Annotated in this window: 14 protein-coding genes; 9 read left to right on the top strand and 5 right to left on the bottom strand. The window is 63.7% G+C overall.

From position 1 onward, the window contains the following. Positions 1-47: 47 nt before the first annotated feature. On the bottom strand, positions 48-689 hold the full coding sequence (gene nudF / locus AB5Y53_RS01350) for an ADP-ribose diphosphatase (protein ID WP_010672772.1): 642 nt from the start codon (positions 687-689) through the stop codon (positions 48-50). A 306-nt stretch (positions 690-995) separates the two neighbouring features. On the opposite strand from nudF, the gene tolC reads away from it, so the two are divergent. Then, the gene (gene tolC, locus AB5Y53_RS01345; RefSeq protein ID WP_029313618.1) at positions 996-2,321 is read left to right on the top strand and encodes an outer membrane channel protein TolC; all 1,326 of its coding nucleotides are present in this window, start codon (positions 996-998) and stop codon (positions 2,319-2,321) included. Positions 2,322-2,475: 154 nt separating this feature from the next. Here tolC and hldE read toward each other — a convergent pair whose 3' ends face one another. Further along, positions 2,476-3,903, bottom strand: a complete 1,428-nt coding sequence (gene hldE, locus AB5Y53_RS01340) for a bifunctional D-glycero-beta-D-manno-heptose-7-phosphate kinase/D-glycero-beta-D-manno-heptose 1-phosphate adenylyltransferase HldE (RefSeq protein WP_039039759.1) — start codon at positions 3,901-3,903, stop codon at positions 2,476-2,478. Between the two features lie 248 nt (positions 3,904-4,151). Between hldE and lpxL the strand changes: the two genes are divergently transcribed. Then, entirely contained in the window at positions 4,152-5,075 is a 924-nt protein-coding gene (lpxL, locus tag AB5Y53_RS01335) for an LpxL/LpxP family Kdo(2)-lipid IV(A) lauroyl/palmitoleoyl acyltransferase (RefSeq protein ID WP_103243797.1), read from the top strand. A gap of 114 nt (positions 5,076-5,189) precedes the next feature. Here lpxL and AB5Y53_RS01330 read toward each other — a convergent pair whose 3' ends face one another. The 3 genes from AB5Y53_RS01330 to AB5Y53_RS01320 form a co-directional block, all read right to left on the bottom strand. After that, positions 5,190-7,169, bottom strand: a complete 1,980-nt coding sequence (locus tag AB5Y53_RS01330) for a bifunctional 2',3'-cyclic-nucleotide 2'-phosphodiesterase/3'-nucleotidase (protein WP_346199420.1) — start codon at positions 7,167-7,169, stop codon at positions 5,190-5,192. 127 nt (positions 7,170-7,296) lie between these two features. Next, positions 7,297-7,917, bottom strand: a complete 621-nt coding sequence (gene lysE, locus AB5Y53_RS01325; RefSeq protein ID WP_103243798.1) for an L-lysine exporter — start codon at positions 7,915-7,917, stop codon at positions 7,297-7,299. A 263-nt stretch (positions 7,918-8,180) separates the two neighbouring features. Continuing rightward, complete coding sequence (locus tag AB5Y53_RS01320; RefSeq protein WP_010672766.1) at positions 8,181-8,963, bottom strand: LuxR family transcriptional regulator; 783 nt, start codon at positions 8,961-8,963, stop codon at positions 8,181-8,183. 64 nt (positions 8,964-9,027) lie between these two features. Here AB5Y53_RS01320 and AB5Y53_RS01315 point away from each other — a divergent pair, with 64 nt between their 5' ends. The 7 genes from AB5Y53_RS01315 to AB5Y53_RS01285 all read left to right on the top strand — a co-directional run bounded on the left by AB5Y53_RS01315 (position 9,028) and on the right by AB5Y53_RS01285 (position 19,158). Beyond that, positions 9,028-9,657, top strand: a complete 630-nt coding sequence (locus AB5Y53_RS01315; protein ID WP_029313613.1) for an acyl-homoserine-lactone synthase — start codon at positions 9,028-9,030, stop codon at positions 9,655-9,657. 233 nt (positions 9,658-9,890) lie between these two features. Continuing rightward, positions 9,891-10,790, top strand: coding sequence for a LysR family transcriptional regulator ArgP (locus AB5Y53_RS01310; RefSeq protein WP_368180998.1), 900 nt, complete (start codon positions 9,891-9,893; stop codon positions 10,788-10,790). Positions 10,791-10,876: 86 nt separating this feature from the next. Beyond that, positions 10,877-12,898: an exoribonuclease II gene (locus AB5Y53_RS01305; protein WP_010672763.1), complete on the top strand. Its 2,022-nt coding sequence runs from the start codon at positions 10,877-10,879 to the stop codon at positions 12,896-12,898. 644 nt (positions 12,899-13,542) lie between these two features. After that, a complete protein-coding gene (locus AB5Y53_RS01300; protein WP_102983736.1) occupies positions 13,543-15,471 on the top strand; it encodes a PTS mannitol transporter subunit IICBA in 1,929 nt (642 codons plus the stop codon). 37 nt (positions 15,472-15,508) lie between these two features. Then, a complete protein-coding gene (locus AB5Y53_RS01295; RefSeq protein WP_042015428.1) occupies positions 15,509-16,654 on the top strand; it encodes a mannitol-1-phosphate 5-dehydrogenase in 1,146 nt (381 codons plus the stop codon). A 97-nt stretch (positions 16,655-16,751) separates the two neighbouring features. Next, the gene (locus AB5Y53_RS01290; protein ID WP_010672759.1) at positions 16,752-17,273 is read left to right on the top strand and encodes an MltR family transcriptional regulator; all 522 of its coding nucleotides are present in this window, start codon (positions 16,752-16,754) and stop codon (positions 17,271-17,273) included. A 94-nt stretch (positions 17,274-17,367) separates the two neighbouring features. Then, positions 17,368-19,158: a sodium:proton antiporter gene (locus AB5Y53_RS01285; RefSeq protein ID WP_041214376.1), complete on the top strand. Its 1,791-nt coding sequence runs from the start codon at positions 17,368-17,370 to the stop codon at positions 19,156-19,158. Positions 19,159-19,171 lie beyond the last annotated feature (13 nt).

The following is a 19,171-nucleotide window of genomic DNA, read 5'->3' as shown; positions in this document are numbered from 1 at the left end:
TCCAGTCGGACACAGGGCACCTGACCCGGGTCTGAACGAGCGTCACCTCAGCGCCCCGCCAGCCAGCGTGCCCGCAGCTCGCCGTGATTCAGGGCCAGCCACTGCAGGGCGATGACGGAGGCGGCATTGTCGATGCGCCCCTCTTTGAGCCAGGCATAGGCCTGCTCGCGGCTCACCACGTGGACCCGGATGTCTTCCCCCTCTTCAGCCAGACCGTGGATCCCCTTGGCCTGACTGGCATCCACCTCGCCCACGAACACCTCGATGCGCTCGGTGCTGCCACCCGGGCTCACCAGATAGCTGATGGCGTGTTCGCAGCGTCCCACCTCGATCCCAGCCTCTTCCACCGCTTCGCGCCGCACCACTGCCTCGGCGGTCTCCCCTTCATCGATGATGCCGGCCACCAGCTCCAGCAGCCAGGGGGTGGCGCTGGTCTCCATGGCGCCGATGCGAAACTGCTCCACCAGCACGATCTCGTCTCGCACCGGATCATAAGGCAGCAGGGCGGCGGCATGGCCACGTTCGAACAGTTCCCGGACGATGGGGGCGTTCCAACCACCGGCAAACAGCCTGTGTTGCAGGCGGTAGACATTCACCTTGAAGAAGCCATTATATCCAGCTGATTTTTCAATGATTTTCACATCATCGCTGGAGTAGTGGCAGGTTTGAGGCAAGGCTTGCTGTGACATTCGAGACTCCTGCCAGCTTGACTTGGCTTGGTTTGACCATAATATTCGGGGGCATGAATGAACATTCATTCACTCGCTCTCGCCGACGATGAGGGAAGGATTTTAGCAGCCACAGGGCATTTGGCTAGGCGCGTTGCCGAGAAAACTCGCCCCGGACCTTGACGTTTCCGCAGCTGGAAAAGAGACAGTTCGCAATGAAATCTGCTTATAGTAGAGTGGTTAAGCTGAAATCAAGCTTGGTCGGTGACAATCCCCCCTTCATCCAGCGGACAGCTTTGGGTTGATACAAAAGGTTAAAACTATCATATGAAAAGAACACTCTTGTCAGTCATGGTGATGCTGGGTGTGAGCGGCGCCGCTCATGCCGAAAACCTGCTCGATATTTACCAACAGGCCCAGATCAAGGACACCCAGCTGCTGGAATCCAAGGCCAAGCGGGACCAGGCCTTCGAGAAGATCAACGAATCCCGTGCAGCCCTGCTGCCCCAGATCAACCTGGGCGCCGGCCTGAACTATCTGCAAAACAAGAACGACACCATGACCAACACGGGCGCTACCGGCTCCGTGACCCTGGATCAATCCATCTACCGTCGCAGCAACTGGGTCAACCTGGATCTGACCGAGAAGAGCGCCACCCAGTCCGACGTGGCCTACAACCTCGAGTACCAGAACCTGATGCTGCGTACCGCCCAGGCCTACTTCGACGTGCTCAAGGCCATGGATACCCTGGAATTCGTGCGTGCCAACAAGACCGCGGTCGAGCGTCAGCTTGAACAGACTCAGCAGCGCTTCGAAGTGGGCCTGACCGCCATCACCGACGTGCACGAGGCCGAGGCCGAGCGCGATCAGGCGCTGGCGGACGAGATCAATGCCGAGAACACCCTGGACAACAGCTACGAGAGCCTGCGCGAGCTGACCGGTATCGACCACCGTCAACTGGACGTGCTCAACACCGATCGCTTCAGCCCGCAGAAGACCGCGTTCAACTCCGACAAGTGGCTGGAACTGGCCCTGGACAAGAACCTGGAGCTGCACAGCGCCCGCATCGGCAAGGACATCGCCAAGGAGCAGATCGATCTGGCCAAGACCGGTCATGAACCGACCCTGGATCTGGGCGCCGGCCTGAACGCCGGTTACAACGATTACAAGGACGAGATCCGTAACCCCGAGAGCAACAGCAATCAGGGCAACATCGGCCTGAACTTCAAGCTGCCCATCTACACCGGCGGGGCCACCACCTCCCAGGTCAAGCAGGCACAGTTCAACTACGTGGCCGCCAGCGAACAGCTCGAGCGCAGCTTCCGCTCGGTGCAGAGCACGGTCCGCTCTTCCTACAACAACGTGAACGCCAGCATCGGCTCGGTCCGCGCCTACAGCCAGTCCGTCATCTCCGCCGACAGCGCCCTGAAGGCGACCGAGGCCGGTTACGAGGTGGGTACCCGCACCATCGTCGACGTGCTGGACTCCACCCGCAAGCTGTATCAGGCCAAGCAGAAGCTCTCCGAGGCACGCTACAACTACATCCTCAGCATCCTCTCCCTCAAGCAGGCCGCCGGCATCCTGGAGCAGAAGGATCTGGAAGAGGTGAACCAGGGTCTGATGCCCGCCGCCCAGGTCACCAAGAAGTCCTGAGCCAGGCGCACACCATGAGAAAAGGCGACCCCGGGGTCGCCTTTTTCATCTCTGTTCGCCGCTGGAAGTGCGTTGGTCGGGGCCTGCCAAGCAGCGGCCATGTCACCGACCCGGCAGCCCCATCAAAAAACCCGGCCTTGGCCGGGTTTTACGCTTATCCGCGCTCGCGGATGGTCTTGATGATGTCGGTGGTGGAGCAGCCGTCCTCGAAGTTCAACACCCGCACCTCGCCGCCATTGGCGGTCACCTCGGCGTAACCGGCGATCTCTTCAGGCTTGTAGTCGCCCCCCTTGACCAGGAGGTCTGGCAGGATCTCGGCGATCAGACGCTGGGGAGTGTCTTCGCTGAAGGGTACCACCCAGTCCACGGCACCCAGGGCCGCCAGCACCGTCATGCGGCGCTCGGTCGGGTTGACCGGGCGACCCGGCCCCTTGAGGCGACGTACGGACTCGTCGGTGTTCACCGCCACGATCAGGCGATCCCCCAGCTTGCCCGCATTGGCCAGATAGGAGACATGACCCGCGTGCAGAATGTCGAAGCAGCCGTTGGTCATCACCACCTTCTCGCCGCGCAGACGGGCGGCCTGGACGGCCACCTTGAGCTGGGCCTCGGACATGACGCCAAAGCCGGTCTCCTGCTCGGTGTAGAGGGCGTTGGCCAGCTCCACCGGGCTCACGGTGGAGGTCCCCAGCTTGCCGACCACGATGCCGGCGGCGGTGTTGGCCAGGGCGCAGGCCTCATCCAGACTCTTGCCTGCGGCAAGGGAAGTCGCCAGGGTGGAGATGACGGTGTCACCGGCACCGGTGACGTCATAGACCTCGTGGGCCTGGGCCGGCAGGTGCAGCTCGGGCTGCCCTTCGCGGATCAGGGTCATGCCGTTCTCGGAACGGGTGACCAGCAGGGCATCCAGCTCGAAGCGCTTGACCAACTCCAGCCCCCTGGCGACCAGGTCTTCTTCCCCCTTCACCTTGCCCACCACGGCCTCGAACTCGGACATGTTGGGGGTCAGCAGGGTGGCACCGCGGTACTTCTCGAAATCGGTCCCCTTGGGGTCGACCAGCACGGGGATACCGGCGGCGCGGGCACGCCGGATCATGCCGGGCACATCGTTGAGGGCGCCCTTGCCGTAGTCGGAGAGGATCATCACGTCCGCCTGGGGCAGCGCCTGCTCCACCTTGCCCATCAGCAGGCTGGCATCCACGTCGTGGAAGGCCTCTTCGAAGTCGAGGCGCAGCAGCTGCTGGTTGCGGGACAGCACCCGCAGCTTGGTGATGGTCGGATAGTCGGTCAGGCGCACGAAATCACAGGCCACCTTGACCCCGGCCATCTGGCTGGCGAGGGCATCGGCGGCTTCATCCTGACCGGTCAGGCCCAGCAGCACGGCCTGGGCGCCGAGGGCGGCGGAGTTGAGCGCCACGTTGGCGGCGCCGCCCGGACGCTCCTCGATGTGCTCGACCTTGACCACGGGGACCGGCGCCTCGGGGGAGATCCGGCCGGTAGGGCCATGCCAGTAGCGATCCAACATGACATCGCCAACGACCAGGATGCGGGCTTTTTCAAACTCGGGCAGGGTGATTTTCATCTGTATCGGCTCTCAAAACCTGAAAAATTCAGCGGCCGATTTTATCACACTCTTTTCCGGGGCGTGAAAAAAGCACGGCCCTGCCCCCTGACGCCCCCTCTGACCAGATGACGGCGATTCGCGCCCGCCCCCGCTTTTCGGATAGAATCCTCGACATGCGAGTGACCGCATCCGCGCCGGGCCACCCCACACAGGCCCCCCGGTTCGGTCGGACTCCCCCCTTTGCCTTTGCGAACAAGAGACTCTTCATGGCCCAAGAACACGCTCCCCGCCTCGAACCCCGTCTGTTCCATCCCCGTTACTGGGGGAGCTGGCTGGGCCTCTCCCTGCTCTGGCTGCTGGTGTTGCTGCCCTGGCGCAGCCAGATGTGGCTGGGCCGCCAGCTCGGCACCCTGGCCCGCAAGCTGCTGAAATCCCGCGTCAAGATTGCCCGCCGCAACCTGGAGCTGGCGATGCCCGAGCTCAGCCGGGATGAGCGCGAAGCCCTCCTGGTGCAGAACTTCGAGAGCGTGGGTTGCGCCATCTTCGAGGTGGGCATGGCCTGGTTCTGGCCAGACTGGCGGATGCGCCGCCTGATGAAGGTGGAAGGGGAAGAGCACGTCATCAACGCCATGGAGAAGGGCCAGGGGATGCTGCTGCTCTCCTGCCACTTCCTGACGCTGGAGCTCAATGCCCGCTGCTTCGGCCTGGTGCGCCCAGGGGTCGGCGTCTATCGCCCCAACACCAATCCGGTGCTGGAGTACGCCCAGTACCACGGTCGCTGCGCCTCCAACAAATACCTGGTGGACCGGATGGACGTGAAGGGGATGATCAAGGCGCTGCGCAACGGCGACGCCCTCTGGTATGCACCGGATCACGACTACGGCAGCCATGCCAGCGTCTTCGTGCCCTACTTCGCGGTGGAGCAGGCCGCCACCATCACGGGTACCGCCACCCTGGCCCGGGTGAAGAACACCGTCACCCTGCCCTGCTACAACATCCGCACCCGGGAGGGCTACACCCTGCATATCGGGGCCCCGCTCGCGGACTACCCGAGCGGTGACGACCTGGCGGATGCCAGCCGCGCCAACCGCGAAATTGAAGCCGCCGTGCGCAAGGCGCCGGAGCAGTACATGTGGCTGCACCGCCGCTTCAAGACCCGCCCCAATCCGGACGATCCCGGCTACTACTGATGCCCTCCCGCCCCGTCGACCGGGCAAGTCCAGACGACAGGGCAGGATGGCACCGCGCCCCATGAAAAAGCCCTCGCACTGCGAGGGCTTTTTTGTTGGCTGCCAGCGTCTGCCTTACTGGCGGATCAGGCGGTAGATGGCGTAGCCGGGGTGCTTGGCGTCATCCATCGGCAGGGTGGACTGGTACGACAGATCCACCCCCGCCAGGGCCTTGGCCTCGTCGGTCGGCGAGGAGTAGAGGCGCACGTCCACGTTGGCGGGCAGGGCCTTCATGTGCCAGTTGTTGTTGGCCGCCGGGCTGAAGCCAGCCGGGTTGTCCGCAGACTGGGCCTTCAGGTACTGGGCGATGATCTCCCGCGTCTCGAAGGGATCTTCATGGACGATGTTGCTGCCGTCGATGCCCGGGAAGTGGCCGCCGCCGCTGGCGCGGTAGTTGTTGGTCACCACGTAGAACTTCTGGGCCGGGTCCACGGGCTGGCCGTTGAAGGTGAGGCCGCTGATGCGCTGGCCGTCGCTCACCTTGACCCCGTCCTTGCTGTAGCGGGCCGGCTGGGTGATGTCCACCTCGTAGTTGACCCCGTCAATCACATCGAAGTTGTAGGTGGGGAAGCTCTCGTTCACCAGCCACTGCACCCCGGTCTTGCCGGTGTCGATCTGGTTGAACTGGCCGGCGCTCATCTCCAGCCACTCCTTGACGGTGGCCCCGTTCACCTCGACCACCTGCAGGGTGTTCGGATAGATATAAAGGTCGGAGACGTTGCGCAGGGAGATGTCACCCTGGGCCACGTAGGTGAAGTCGTTGATGCCGTTGCGACCGCCACGGAAGGGGGCCGCCACCGACAGGATGGGGTAGGACTCCTTGAGCAGGCCGTCTTGTTGCAACTGCTCCGCGTGGCGGCGCTGGGCATCGCTCACCAGCTGCACCGAGGGGTCGTCCTGCACCAGGGCGAAGAAGCTGTGGATGGGGGAGGTGATCTTGCCGAGCGGCTCGTCCAGCCACTGGTTGGTGGCGTCGTGATCCGCCTGCACCAGGTCCACCACCCGCTGATCCACCGCACTGCCCTCGCTGGCGTCTATCTTGCGCAGGCTGGCCTGGCTCTGCTTCACCTGCCACTTGCCGTCCACCTGTTCCAGCTTGAGGTCGATGATGCCGAGGTGGTTGCCCCAGTAACCGGGCATCACGGTGGGAATGCCGCTCAGGGTACCGGCCTTATTGTCCACCTCCGGCAGATCCGGGAAGTCCCCGGGGAAGTTCTTGTGGGCGTGGCCCAGCATCAGGGCGTCCACCCCCTTCACCTTGGCCAGATGCCAGGCGGAGTTCTCCATCATGGCCTCGTAGCTGCTGGCATTGATGCCGGTGTGAGCCACCACCACCACGATGTCGGCGCCCTTGGCGCGCAGCTCGGGCACATAGTGATTGGCGGTCTCGACCATGTCGGCCACCACCACCTTGCCCTCCAGATGTCGCTTGTCCCACTGCAGCACCTGGGGCGGGGTCAGACCCAGGATGCCCACCTTGACGCGCTGGCGCTGACCCTTGTCATCGGTCACCTCGCGCTCCAGCAGCAGATAGGGGGTGAACTTGTTGCCGCTCCAGTCAATCTGTCCCTTGGCATCGCGCTTGAAGGCCCCCGCCTCGAACACGTTGGCGTTCACATAGGGGAAGTCGGCTCCCGCCAGCACCTTGCCAAGGTAGTCCAGGCCGTAGTTGAACTCGTGGTTGCCCAGGTTGCCCGCGTCGTAGCCCAGCTCGTTCATCGCCTTGAACACCGGGTGCGCCTGCTTCTCGAGGTAGCCGGCACCGGACTGCTCGAAGATGTAGTCCGCCAGCGGCGTGCCCTGAATGAGGTCGCCATTGTCGAGCAGCAGGTTGTTGGGGTTCTCGGCGCGGGCGGCGCGGATCAGCAGGGCGGTGCGGGAGAGGCCGAACTTGCGATCCTCCTTGTTCTGGTAGTAGTCGTAGCCCAGCACGTTGGAGTGGATATCAGAGGTCTGGATCAGGCGCAGGGAGACGGTTCCCGGCTGCGCCTTGCTGTCATTCTCGTTGCTGCAGGCAGACAGCAGCACGATGGCGGCAATAGCCCCCAGCTTCATGGTGTTATTCACTGTTTTTTCCCTTTTATTATGAGTAACGCTTTACCAGCGCCGGGAATTTAACAGACGAATATGTCAGCAGATGGCACCGGGACTCATTTTTATGAAGCCCGGCACAAAAATAGCCTCATGAGGCCGGTATGGCACCTAATGCTAGCTTGGCCGCCAGCACCAGCATGATGAGACCTACAACAAGATCAATGGCTTGCTGCACCCGGCCCCGGGCAAGCCAGGGGGAGAGTGCCGCCGCCCCGAACGCCAGTCCGTAGAACCAGACCAGAGAAGCCAGCATGGCCCCCGCCGCGAAGGCGGGTCTGAGCTCCTCGGCAAACTGGCTGCCGAAGGAACCAAGCAGCATCAGGGTATCCAGGTAGACGTGGGGATTGAGCAGGGTCACTCCGAGGGTCATGGCCAGCACGCTCTTGACCCCCATCAACCGGGGCGAGTCCGCCAGGGCCGCCTCCTGGCCGCGCCAGGCACTGCGCAAGGAACGGATACCGAACCAGCCGAGGAAGAGCACGCCGCCCCAGGTCAGCAGGGCCAGGCCGATCGGGCTGGCCGCCAGCAGGTTGGCCCCGCCGAACACCCCGATGCCGATCAGCACGAGATCGCACAGGCAGCAGAGGGTCGCCGTCAGCAGGTGGTGGTTGCGGTGAATGCCCCGGCTCAGCACGAAGGCATTCTGGGCCCCGATGGGGATGATCATGGCAAGGCCGAGGGTAAAGCCTTGCAGGGTGGTGGCGAACATGGGGATGCGTTCCTGTGAAAGAGAGAAACGCACTATAAGGGGGGCGCGGGCAATCAGAGAAATTCATTCATTTTCTGATGCATTCATAAAACTGATGAAAACCGGGCCGAAACCACACAAAGAAGGTTGTCAATTGCAGGATCTGACAATTGTGGGGTCACAGCCCCGCCCCGAGAATCGGCGGCAGGATGGGACGGCGCAGGACAGCGGTGATGGCGACAGAGGGGATGCCAGGCGACGAGCCGGTGCCGCCGGGCCTGTATTCACTGCAGCAGGGAGGGGAAGTTGGTGACCACCACCTGCTCCAGGTTCGGCAGCAGGATGCCGCTGCTCACCCCCTTGGCGATGGCCTGGTAGCGGTTCATCGACCCCGTCTTGCGGGTGACCTGATTGAGGTGGTAGTTCACGGTGCGCTCCGTGATGCCGAGGATGCAGGCGATCTCCCCCGATGTCTTCCCTTCGCTGGCCCAGAACAGGCACTCGGTCTCCCGCTCCGTCAGGGGCTCCTGGGGATCGTCCTCCCTCATGCTCTGGCGCACGATCCGGATCGCCGCCTCGAAGATGTAGTTGGACATCCAGGAGAGGATGGGCGAGGACTCCAGCATCAGATCGCTCGATGCCCGCTCCCGGGTGATGAAAGAGAGTATGCCGTTCTCCCCCGCCGCCCCGTGCAGCGGGAACGAGATGCCGTTGCGCAACCCGAATTCCGCCGCCAGCCCCATCACATCCATGCTCCCCTCTTGCAGGAAGCGCGCCTTCTCGTCCAGCCGGTTCCAGTAGATGGGCAGGGTCTGCCTGCGGGCGAGCTGGATGATGGGATCGCAGGCCAGCATGTTGTTCAGGGTGTAGGCCTGTACCCAGGAGTCGGGGCACTGGTTGAACAGCACCACCTTGGGCCTTTGCATCGACATGGGCAGGATGAGGGCGAAGCGGTAGTAGTCGTAGCCCATTCCCAGGGTGAAGCGGCCGATGAGCTCGGACAACCGGTTGCCATCGGTCACCAGCGTGAAATGTTCCAGGTACTCAAGCAGTTGGTCGCGTGTCATAGGCAAGCCTCCCCTGGCCAAGGCCTTGGATTATAGCGCCTAACCATGAAATGGAGAGACATGAATGCTTGTTTTCAAAGGAAAATTGAAAGAACACCCCAGATGGGAGGTCGAAAACGAGCTCTACCGATTTCGCAACCGCGTCTTCTCCGATCGACTCGGTTGGGACGTGGAATCCCGCCGTGGCCTGGAGCGGGACAACTTCGACAAGCCCGACACCCACTGGGTGCTGATTGAAGACAAGCAGGGGCTGTGCGGCTGCATCCGCCTGCTCAGCTGCGCCCAGGATTACATGCTGCCCAGCATCTTCCCCACCGCCCTCGCTGGCGAAGCCCCCCCGCGCGGCAACGACGTGTGGGAGCTGACCCGCCTCGCCATCGACGCCGACCGGGCCCCTCGCCTGGAGAACGGCATCAGCGAACTCACCTGCGTCATCTTCCGCGAGGTGCTGGCCTTCGCCAGGGAGCAGGGGATCCGCGAGCTGGTGGCCGTGGTCAGCCTGCCGGTGGAGCGCATCTTCCGTCGCCTCGGCCTGCCCATCGAGCGCCTCGGCCATCGCCAGGCGGTGGATCTGGGGGCCGTGCGCGGGGTCGGTATCCGCTTCCACCTGGACGAGCGCTTCGACCGCGCCGTCCATCGCCCCCTGCAGGGCCATTACCGGCCGGCGGGGGATGCTCTGCTCGCCGTCATCTGAGCAAAAAAAGTCCCGGGACCGGCCCGGGATTCAAGACGCTCGCTATGGTCCGTTTCCACCCCATGCAAAAACGGACCGGGTGAGTATCTTATGAATCTCATTTCAGAACTACTGTCACATCTCACAGGGGCGGCCCCGGGCACTGGCCCCCTCCATGGGGGCGGTCGGGTTGTCCTCTGACGCTCCCTTGAGTAGCATTCTTGCTGAACTCCCTTTTTTCATAAGGAATGCTGATGAAAACGCTGGACTACAAGCTGCTGCTGGCCCTGGACGCGGTGATCCGGGAGCAAAACTTCGAGCGTGCCGCCCAGCGCCTGCACATCACCCAGTCCGCCATCTCCCAGCGCATCAAGCAGCTGGAGCAGCAGTTTGCGGAGCCGCTCATCATCCGCAGCCAGCCGCTGCAGGCCACTGGGCTCGGCCAGAAGCTGCTGGCCCACTATCGCCAGGTGCGCCAGCTGGAGCTGGAGCTGGCCGACGAGCTCTCCCCCGACGAGCCCAGGGCCCCCATCCGGGTCAGCATCGCCGTCAATGCCGACAGCCTGGCCACCTGGTTCCTGCCCGCCTTGGCGCCGCTGCTGGAGCAATACCCCATCGAGCTGAACCTGCTGGTGGATGACGAGAGCCGCACCCTGGACCGGGTGCGCGAGGGGCAGGCGTTCGGCGCCGTCAGCCTGCAACCCCAGCCGCTGGCGGGCTGCTGCGTCGACGAACTCGGCGAGATGCGCTATCTGCTCACCGCCAGCCCCGCCTTCGTCGCCCGCCACTTCCCGAACGGCCTCACGGCGGCGGCCCTGGCCAAGGCGCCGGCGGTGGCCTTCGATCAGCGCGACGACATGCACATCAGCTACATGGCCCGTCATTTCGCCCTCCCCCCCGGTGGCTACCCCTGCCACACGGTGCGATCCTCCGAGGCCTTCGTCGCCATGGCGGAGCAGGGGCTGGCCTGCTGCCTCATCCCGGAATTGCAGATCCGCCAGCAACTGGAAGAGGGGCGCCTGCTCGATCTCAACCCGGATCACCACCTGGTCGAGCTGCTCTACTGGCACCGCTGGGTGCTGGAGCGGGGGCTGCACAAGCAGATATCCCAGCGCCTGATCCAGCAGGGGCGACGGGCACTGCAACCCCGTTGAGGGGGCCATTCACCTTGGCTTTGGGGGGGTAAAAACGTATAGTGCTGGGCGATTAACCATCAGGTCTCCACTCAGGTTCCCCATTTATGTTCCAAGACAATCCGCTGCTGGCCCAGCTCAAGCAACAAATCCGCGAAAACATCCCCAAGAAAGAGGGTGTGATCCGCGCCTCCGATCGGGGCTTCGGCTTCCTGGAGGTCGATGAGAAGACCAGCTATTTCGTGCCGCCTCCCTACATGAAGAAGGTGATGCACGGTGACCGGGTGAGCGCCCTGATCCGCACTGAAAAAGAGAAAGAGGTGGCCGAGCCGGATGCCCTGCTGGAGCAGGCCGTCACCCGCTTCGTCGGCCGCGTCAAGATGTTCCGCGACCGCCTCAACGTGGTGCCCGACCACCCCCTCATCAAGGACGCCATCAAGGCCCGCGCCAAGAAGGGTCTGGACGAGAAGTCCTTCAAGGAAGGGGACTGGGTGGTTGCCACCCTCAAGCGCCATGCCCTGGTGGACGGCAACTTCTCCGCCGAGATCACCCAGCTCATCGCCACCCAGGAAGATCACAACGTGCCCTGGTGGGTGGTGCTGGCGCGCCACAACCTGGCCCAGATTGAACCGGCGGACCTGCCGGAGTGGAAGGTGATCGAAGAGGAAGAGCTGCCCCGCCGGGATCTGACCCAGGTTCCCTTCTTCACCATCGACGGTGCCAAGACCAAGGATATGGACGATGCCCTGGCCATCACCAAGCTGGAGAACGGCTGGGAGCTGCTGGTGGCCATCGCCGACCCGACCGCCTATGTGGCCGAGGGGAGCGAGCTGGACAAGGAGGCCGCCCAGCGCGCCTTCACCGTCTACATGCCGGGACGCAACGTGCCGATGATCCCGCGCACCCTCTCCGACGAGCTCTGCTCCCTGAAAGAGGGCGAGGAGCGCAACACCCTGTGCGCCCGTCTGCTCATCGCCGAGGATGGCCTGCTGCTGGAGGAGACCGAGTTCTTCGCCGCCCGCATCAATTCCCATGCCCGTCTCAGCTATGACGACGTCTCCGACTGGGCCGAGCACGGCAAAGCGCTGGATATCGACGCCGGCGTGCTGGCCCAGCTGCCCCTGATGAAGGCGATGACGGAGGCCCGCATCAAGTGGCGCACCGAGCACGCCCTGGTGTTCCCGGACAGACCCGACTACGACTTCGAGCTGGGTGAAGACGGCGAAGTGCTGGCCATCCACGTGGAGCCGCGCCGCATCGCCAACCGCATGGTGGAAGAGTCGATGATCGCCGCCAACATCTGCGCCGGCCGCGTGCTGGGCAAAGAGGTCGGCTACGGCATCTTCAACGTCCACACCGGCTTTGACGAGGAGTCCCTGGACGGCGCCATCGAGCTGCTCAAGACCGCCGAGGCCCCGTTCGAGAAGGAAGAGATCGCCAGCCTGTCCGGCTTCTGTGCCCTGCGCCGCTGGATAGACAACCTGGACACCCGCTGGCTGGACGGCAAGATCCGCCGCTTCCAGAGCTATGCCCTGATGTCCGCCGAACCGGGTGCCCACTACGGCCTGGGTCTGGATGCCTACGCCACCTGGACCTCCCCCATCCGCAAATACGGCGACATGGTCAACCATCGCCTGCTCAAGGCGGTCATCGCCGGCAAGACCCCGGGTGAGCGCCCCAGCCTGGAGCTGACCGAGCACCTGACCGCCTGCCGCCGCCTGCACCGCATGGTGGAGCGCGACATCGGCGACTGGCTCTATGTGCGCTACCTCAAGGCCGATGCGGGCACCGACAAGGTGTTCAACGCCGAGATCATCGACGTGATGCGCGCCGGCCTCAAGCTGCGCCTGCAGGAGAACGGCGCCGTGGTGTTCATGCCCGCCCGCCATATCCTGGACAACAAGGATCGGCTGGAGTGCAACTGGGACAACGGCCGCGTCTATCTGGACAAGACCGAGGTGGTCTACGAGCTCGGCCAGATCATCGAGGTGAAGCTGACCGAGGCGGTGGAAGAGACCCGCTCCCTCATCGCCAAGCCGGCGGTGGATCTGGTGCCGGGTCCGGCGCCGGTCGCCCCTGCCAGCGAGGCCGATGCCGCGCCTGCCGACGAGGCCCCCAAGGCGCAGTGATCCCCCTGTTTGTCTGCCCTGCAAAAGCCCGCATCCTGCGGGCTTTTTTTATGGCTGCGCTCCGCGGGCAGACGGGATGGGAGACCCGCTCGCAAGCTCCTGCCTGCGTCGCGACCGGCAGGGAGGAGCGAGACGGGAGCGGATCAGGATCCGCCACCCGGGCGTCACAAGAGGCCTTGTCGGAACCGATCCTCTCGGGGGAAAAACTGAAAGTGGGTTACAAAATAAATGATTCATTGGTGATTAACGATGAACTGAGGCATATCCATCGTCATTACTTGCGAATACGAGGCGACAAACCATGACTCATTTGAGTGCAAAATTTGGTTTTGTGACGATAGTCACATTAACACCGTATTTGCGCAAACCACAAAACGAGACATCAATCACAAAAAAATGACACCCAGAAGCGAGAAGATCGAAATGTAGCCGAAATACAGCGACTGACTGTGATCGTCATCACTATGTCGGGAGGGGGGAGGTCGGGGTATTTGAGATCCAGGTCACAAGACACCCCGTTTTCAGCCTAATTTGATCACAAGCTGGTAGATTGAAGTTGCTTAGACGACTGGGATGGGAGTTCGGCAAAACTCGTCATCCCGACTACCACTTTTAATCACACAGGCTTAAAACGGGGTCCCGACATGTTATCACCGGATACCAAAGTCAAGATACAGAATTTTGGACGCTTCCTGTCCAATATGGTCATGCCCAACATAGGCGCCTTCATCGCCTGGGGCTTCATCACCGCCCTCTTCATCCCCACTGGCTGGCTGCCCAATGAAACCTTGGCCAAGCTGGTCGGTCCCATGATCACCTACCTGCTGCCGCTGCTCATCGGCTATACCGGCGGCAAGCTGATCGGGGGTGACCGGGGTGCCGTGGTCGGTGCCATCACCACCATGGGCGTCATCGTGGGGACCGACATCCCCATGTTCATGGGCGCCATGATGGTCGGCCCGCTGGGTGGCTGGGCCATCAAGCGCTTCGACAAGGCGATGGAAGGTCGCGTCAAGAGCGGTTTCGAGATGCTGGTGAACAACTTCTCCGCCGGCATCATCGGCATGTTGCTCGCCATTCTCGCCTTCTTCGTCATCGGTCCCTTCGTCAAGGTGCTCTCCGGCGCCCTGGCCGGTGGTGTCGACTTCCTGGTCGCCCACAGCCTGCTGCCGCTGACCTCCATCTTCGTCGAGCCGGCCAAGATCCTGTTCCTGAACAACGCCATCAACCACGGCATCTTCTCGCCGCTCGGGATCCAGCAAGCCACCGAACAAGGCCGCTCCATCTTCTTCCTGATCGAAGCGAACCCGGGCCCGGGCATGGGCGTGCTGCTGGCCTACATGGTGTTCGGCCGTGGCGCCGCCAAGCAGTCCGCTGCCGGTGCGTCCATCATCCACTTCTTCGGCGGCATCCACGAGATCTACTTCCCGTACGTGCTGATGAACCCGCGCCTCATCCTGGCGGTGATCGCAGGCGGCATGACCGGGGTCTTCACCCTGACCCTGTTCAACGCCGGTCTGGTCTCCCCCGCCTCCCCGGGCTCCATCTTCGCCGTGCTGCTGATGACGCCGAAAGCCTCCCTCATCGGGGTGCTGCTCTCCATCGTCGCCTCCGCCACCGTCTCCTTCCTGGTCGCCGCCGTGTTCGTCCGTGCCCAGCAGCCGGAAGCCGACGAGGCCGATGCCCTGGGTGAAGCCACCCGCAAGATGAAGGCCATGAAGGGTGCCAAGCCCGAGACCACCGCCGCCAAGAAGCCGGAAACCGAGCTGACCGCAGTGCGCAACATCGTCGTCGCCTGCGATGCGGGCATGGGCTCCAGCGCCATGGGCGCCGGCATGCTGCGCAAGCGGGTGCAGGCCGCCGGTCTCGACATCAGCGTCACCAACCGTGCCATCAACAACCTGGACGATCAGGTGGATCTGGTCATCACCCACAAGGATCTCACCGACCGTGCCCGTCGCCATGCGCCGCATGCACAGCACATTTCGCTGACCAACTTCCTCGACAACGCCCTCTATCAGGAGCTGGTGCAGAACCTCAGCCTGGCCAACGCGGCCAACGATGACGTCGCCAACCCGCAACTGCTGGTTGCGGCCAACGACGACAGCTACGAGCCGCAGGAGCCGGAAGTCTTCACCCTGAGCCTGCAGGACGTGCACCTGGGCCTCAAGGCCGAGAGCAAGGAAGCGGCCATCGTGACCGCCGGCAAGCTGCTGGCCGAGCGAGGCTATGTGGCACCGGACTACGTCGACGCCATGCTGGAGCGCGAACAGCTGGTCTCCACCTACCTCGGCGAATCCATCGCCGTGCCCCACGGCACCATCGCCGCCAAGGAGCACGTGAAGCGTACCGGCATCGTCATCTGCCAGTACCCGGCCGGAGTCGCCTTCGGCGAGGGCGCCGATGAAGTGGCGCGCCTGGTCATCGGCATTGCCGCCCGCAACGATGAACACATACAGGTCATAACCCGCCTGACCAATGCACTGGATGAGCCCGGTCTCGTCGACCGTCTGGCCAGCACCCAGGATCCCCAGGAGTTCCTGGATCTGCTGGGGGCCGAGCAGGCCGCGTAATCATCCGTCATCGTCTTTGGTTGTAGAGGTTAATATCATGAAAACATTGCATTTTGGTGCCGGCAACATCGGTCGGGGCTTCATCGGCAAACTGCTGGCTGACGCCAGCCATCAGGTCACCTTCGCCGACGTCAACGAGACCCTGATCGATCAGCTCAACCACCGCCAGGAGTACAAGGTGCACGTGGTGGGCACGGATCAGAAGCTGGACGTGGTGCGCAACGTTGCCGCCGTCAGCTCGGCCGGACACGAGGTGATCGCCCGTATCATCACCGCCGATCTGGTCACCACGGCGGTCGGCCCCAACATCCTGGACAAGATTGCCAGCACCCTGGCCAAGGGGCTGCAGGCCCGCTTCGATGCCGGCAACCTGACTCCCCTCAACGTCATTGCCTGCGAGAACATGGTGCGCGGCACCAGCCACCTCAAGGAGGAGGTACTCAAGTACCTGCCGGTCGCGTATCATGCCACCCTCGAGCAGTGCGTCGGCTTCGTCGACTCGGCGGTGGATCGCATCGTTCCGCCCGCCGCGGCGAACGACGATCCTCTGGAGGTGACGGTGGAGAGCTTCAGCGAGTGGATCGTCGATCGGACCCAGTTCAAGGGGGAGCTGCCCCAGGTGGCGGGCATGGAACCCACCGACAACCTGATGGCCTTCGTCGAGCGCAAGCTGTTCACCCTCAACACCGGCCACATCGTCACCGCCTACCTCGGCAAGCTCAGGGGCTATCACACCGTGCGCGAGGCGATCGAGGATCCGCTGATCCGCAGCAAGGTGCGCCGCGCCATGGAGGAGAGCGGGGCCGTGCTGGTGAAACGTTACGGCTTCGACCCGCGCCTGCACGCCGCCTACATCGAGAAGATCCTCTCCCGCTTCGCCAACCCCTATCTGGTGGACGAGATTGACCGGGTCGGTCGCCAGCCGCTGCGCAAGTTGGCGGCGGGGGACAGGCTGGTGAAGCCGCTGCTCGGCACCCTGGAGTACGGCCTGCCGAGCGATCACCTGCAGGAGGGCATCGCCGCCGCACTGCATTACCGCAATGAGGACGATCCCCAGGCGGTGGAGCTGCAGGCCATGCTGGCGGAACTCGGTCCGGCACGGACCCTGGCCCGCGTCACCGGCCTGGATGAGCACAGCGATGTGGTACGCACCATCGTCGCCCGTTACAACAACTTGAAGTGACCTGATGGGGTGGCGTCACACCGCCCGTGACGGACCCCATACGATACAAACCGGGGGAGGGCCTGCTCTCCCCCTGTCAGCCGGACCCGAAGCACTTATGACCACACACCAGGAAGATGAAGTACTGGAGCGACTGAACGAGCAGGATGGCCCCCGCGGCTTCTTTCTCGAGGTCGTGACCATCCTGGAAGAGGCGGTCGACTCCCTGATGCGGCGAGCCTTTCGTCAGGAGGAGTATGCCGTCAAATACGCCATCGAACCCCTGCTCAACCAGAGCGGCCCCCTCGGCCAGCTGGAGGTGCGCCTCAAGCTCATCTTCGCCCTCGGCCTCATCTCCCTCGAGCGCTATCAGGATCTCGAGGCATACCTGAAGATCCGCGACTTTCTGGTACGCGACCCCAAGGATTACCGCTTCAGCGACAAGCCGGTCCGCGATCTGCTCGAACGCCTGAATGCCATCCAGCAGGGCAGCATGATGCCGCAGGATCCCCCGGCCAACGAGGAGGACTGGCCCCTCTACCAGATGCAGCTCAACCGGCTCGATCAGATGGTGCGCTCCGCCCTGGTGCTGGCGGTGACCGATTGCGTCACCGAACTCCACAAAGAGAGCCCCATCTGATCTGAGCGGCTCTCCCCTGCACGCCTGGCGGGTGTCATCTTGCCCCCCTTCCCCGCTACACTAGGTCCAACCCCATCACCTGTACGAGGTTGGCATGATTGCTCTCTCCCTCGCCGGAATAGCCCTCATCTCCCTGCTCGCCCAATGGCTTGCCTGGTCCGTGCGCGTTCCCGCCATTTTGTTCCTGCTGCTGAGCGGCCTCTTGCTCGGCCCGGTGACCGGTCTGCTCGATCCCGATCAGTTGCTGGGGGATCTGCTGTTTCCCCTGGTCTCCCTCTCGGTCGCCATCATCCTGTTTGAAGGAGCGCTGACCCTGCACCTGACCGAACTCAAGGGGATCGGCAAGGTGGTACGCAACCTCTGCTCCACCGGCATGGTGACCAGCTTTGCCGTCATCGGCGCCGCCAGCTACTTCCTGCTTGGGCTGGACTGGCGGGTCGCCATGGTGCTCGGCGCCGTGCTGGTAGTGACCGGCCCCACGGTGATCGCCCCCATGCTCAACGTGATCCGCCCGGTCCGGGAGGTAGACAAGATCCTGCGCTGGGAGGGGATCGTCATCGACCCCATCGGCGCCCTGTTCGCGGTACTGGTATTCGAGGCGGTGCGCCTTGGCAGCCAGGGGGATCTGGTCGGTCATACCCTGCTGGCCCTGGCCAAGACGGTGGGAGTGGGGTCGCTCATCGGGGTCGGTGCCGGCTGGCTCACCACCCTGCTCATCCGCAAGGACTGGCTGCCGGTCAGCCTGCACAAGTTCGGGGTACTGGCGCTGGTGCTGGTGACCTTCACCCTGTCTGACTGGCTCAGTCACGAATCCGGCCTGCTGGCGGTGACCGTGTTCGGCATCTGGCTCGCCAACCAGGAGGGGCTGGATCTCGAGGAGGTGCTGGCCTTCAAGGAGGATCTCGCCGTCATTCTCATCTCCTCCCTCTTCATCCTGCTGGCGGCCCGCCTCGATCTGGCCCAGCTCTGGCAGCTCGGCCCCATGGTGCTGGCCCTGCTGTGCGTGGTGCAGTTCGTGGCCCGCCCGCTCTGCATCCTGGTCTCGACCCGGGGGTCGGACCTGCCCTGGCGCGCCCGCGCCCTGCTCGCCTGGATAGCCCCCCGGGGCATAGTGGCGGCGGCGGTCAGCGCCTCCTTCGCCATCAGCATGCACGAGGCCGGCATCGAGGATGCCGACAAGCTGGTGCCCCTGGTGTTTGCGGTCATCATCTTCACCGTGGTGCTGCAGAGCCTGACGGCCACGCCATTGGCCAGATTGCTCGACATGCGCCAGAGCGCCCCCAATGTCTGGCTGCTCATCGGCGCCAACTCGGTGGCCCGGGCCATCGGCAAGGCGCTGGCGGATCAGGGGATCCCGGTGCAGCTCTCCGATCCTGCCTGGGAGCACTGCAAGCTGGCCCGCATGAGCGGCCTGCCCTGCTACTTCGGCAACCCCCAATCGGAGCACGCCGAACGGCACCTGCCCCTCACCAGCATCAGCACCGTGCTGGCGCTCTCTCCCAGCCGCCACAACAACGCCCTCGGGGTGCTGCACTTCGCCCACCTCTACGGGGAGGAGAAGGTCCACTCCCTGCGTTCCAGCGAACAGCACGGCAAGGCCAACCGGGAGAGCGCCACCTTCCGTGCCCGCCAGAACCTGTTTGGCGCCGACATCAACTTCGCCAGGCTGAGCGGCCTGCTGAGCCGGGGCGGACAGATCAAGGCGACCCGCCTGAGCGACACCTTCGACTGGGACCAGTATCAGGAGGCCAATCCCGGCGCCATTCCTCTGTTCGTGCTGGATGCCAAGGCCAGACCCAGGGTGGTCACCGGCCCTGTCACGCCGCTGCCCGGAGAGCTGCTGATCGCCCTGCAACCGCCCCGTGAGGGGGCGACGGGGCCCTGATCCGATGACGGCG

Source organism: Aeromonas sp. R7-5 (genome assembly GCF_040908015.1).
GTDB classification, from domain to species: Bacteria; Pseudomonadota; Gammaproteobacteria; order Enterobacterales; family Aeromonadaceae; genus Aeromonas; species Aeromonas caviae.
Note: the sequence above shows the minus strand (reverse complement) of the source record. Positions and strands in the feature narration are given on the sequence as shown.

Excerpts from the sequence above, each read along its gene's own strand:
- AB5Y53_RS01320 (WP_010672766.1), bottom strand. The coding sequence starts at position 8,963 with ATGACACGCGACCAACTGCTTGAGTACCTGGAACATTTCACGCTGGTG.
- AB5Y53_RS01300 (WP_102983736.1), top strand. The coding sequence starts at position 13,543 with ATGTTATCACCGGATACCAAAGTCAAGATACAGAATTTTGGACGCTTC.
- AB5Y53_RS01330 (WP_346199420.1), bottom strand. The coding sequence starts at position 7,169 with ATGAAGCTGGGGGCTATTGCCGCCATCGTGCTGCTGTCTGCCTGCAGC.
- AB5Y53_RS01310 (WP_368180998.1), top strand. The coding sequence starts at position 9,891 with ATGAAAACGCTGGACTACAAGCTGCTGCTGGCCCTGGACGCGGTGATC.
- hldE (WP_039039759.1), bottom strand. The coding sequence starts at position 3,903 with ATGAAAATCACCCTGCCCGAGTTTGAAAAAGCCCGCATCCTGGTCGTT.
- AB5Y53_RS01315 (WP_029313613.1), top strand. The coding sequence starts at position 9,028 with ATGCTTGTTTTCAAAGGAAAATTGAAAGAACACCCCAGATGGGAGGTC.
- AB5Y53_RS01305 (WP_010672763.1), top strand. The coding sequence starts at position 10,877 with ATGTTCCAAGACAATCCGCTGCTGGCCCAGCTCAAGCAACAAATCCGC.
- AB5Y53_RS01285 (WP_041214376.1), top strand. The coding sequence starts at position 17,368 with ATGATTGCTCTCTCCCTCGCCGGAATAGCCCTCATCTCCCTGCTCGCC.
- lpxL (WP_103243797.1), top strand. The coding sequence starts at position 4,152 with ATGGCCCAAGAACACGCTCCCCGCCTCGAACCCCGTCTGTTCCATCCC.
- lysE (WP_103243798.1), bottom strand. The coding sequence starts at position 7,917 with ATGTTCGCCACCACCCTGCAAGGCTTTACCCTCGGCCTTGCCATGATC.
- AB5Y53_RS01290 (WP_010672759.1), top strand. The coding sequence starts at position 16,752 with ATGACCACACACCAGGAAGATGAAGTACTGGAGCGACTGAACGAGCAG.
- tolC (WP_029313618.1), top strand. The coding sequence starts at position 996 with ATGAAAAGAACACTCTTGTCAGTCATGGTGATGCTGGGTGTGAGCGGC.
- nudF (WP_010672772.1), bottom strand. The coding sequence starts at position 689 with ATGTCACAGCAAGCCTTGCCTCAAACCTGCCACTACTCCAGCGATGAT.
- AB5Y53_RS01295 (WP_042015428.1), top strand. The coding sequence starts at position 15,509 with ATGAAAACATTGCATTTTGGTGCCGGCAACATCGGTCGGGGCTTCATC.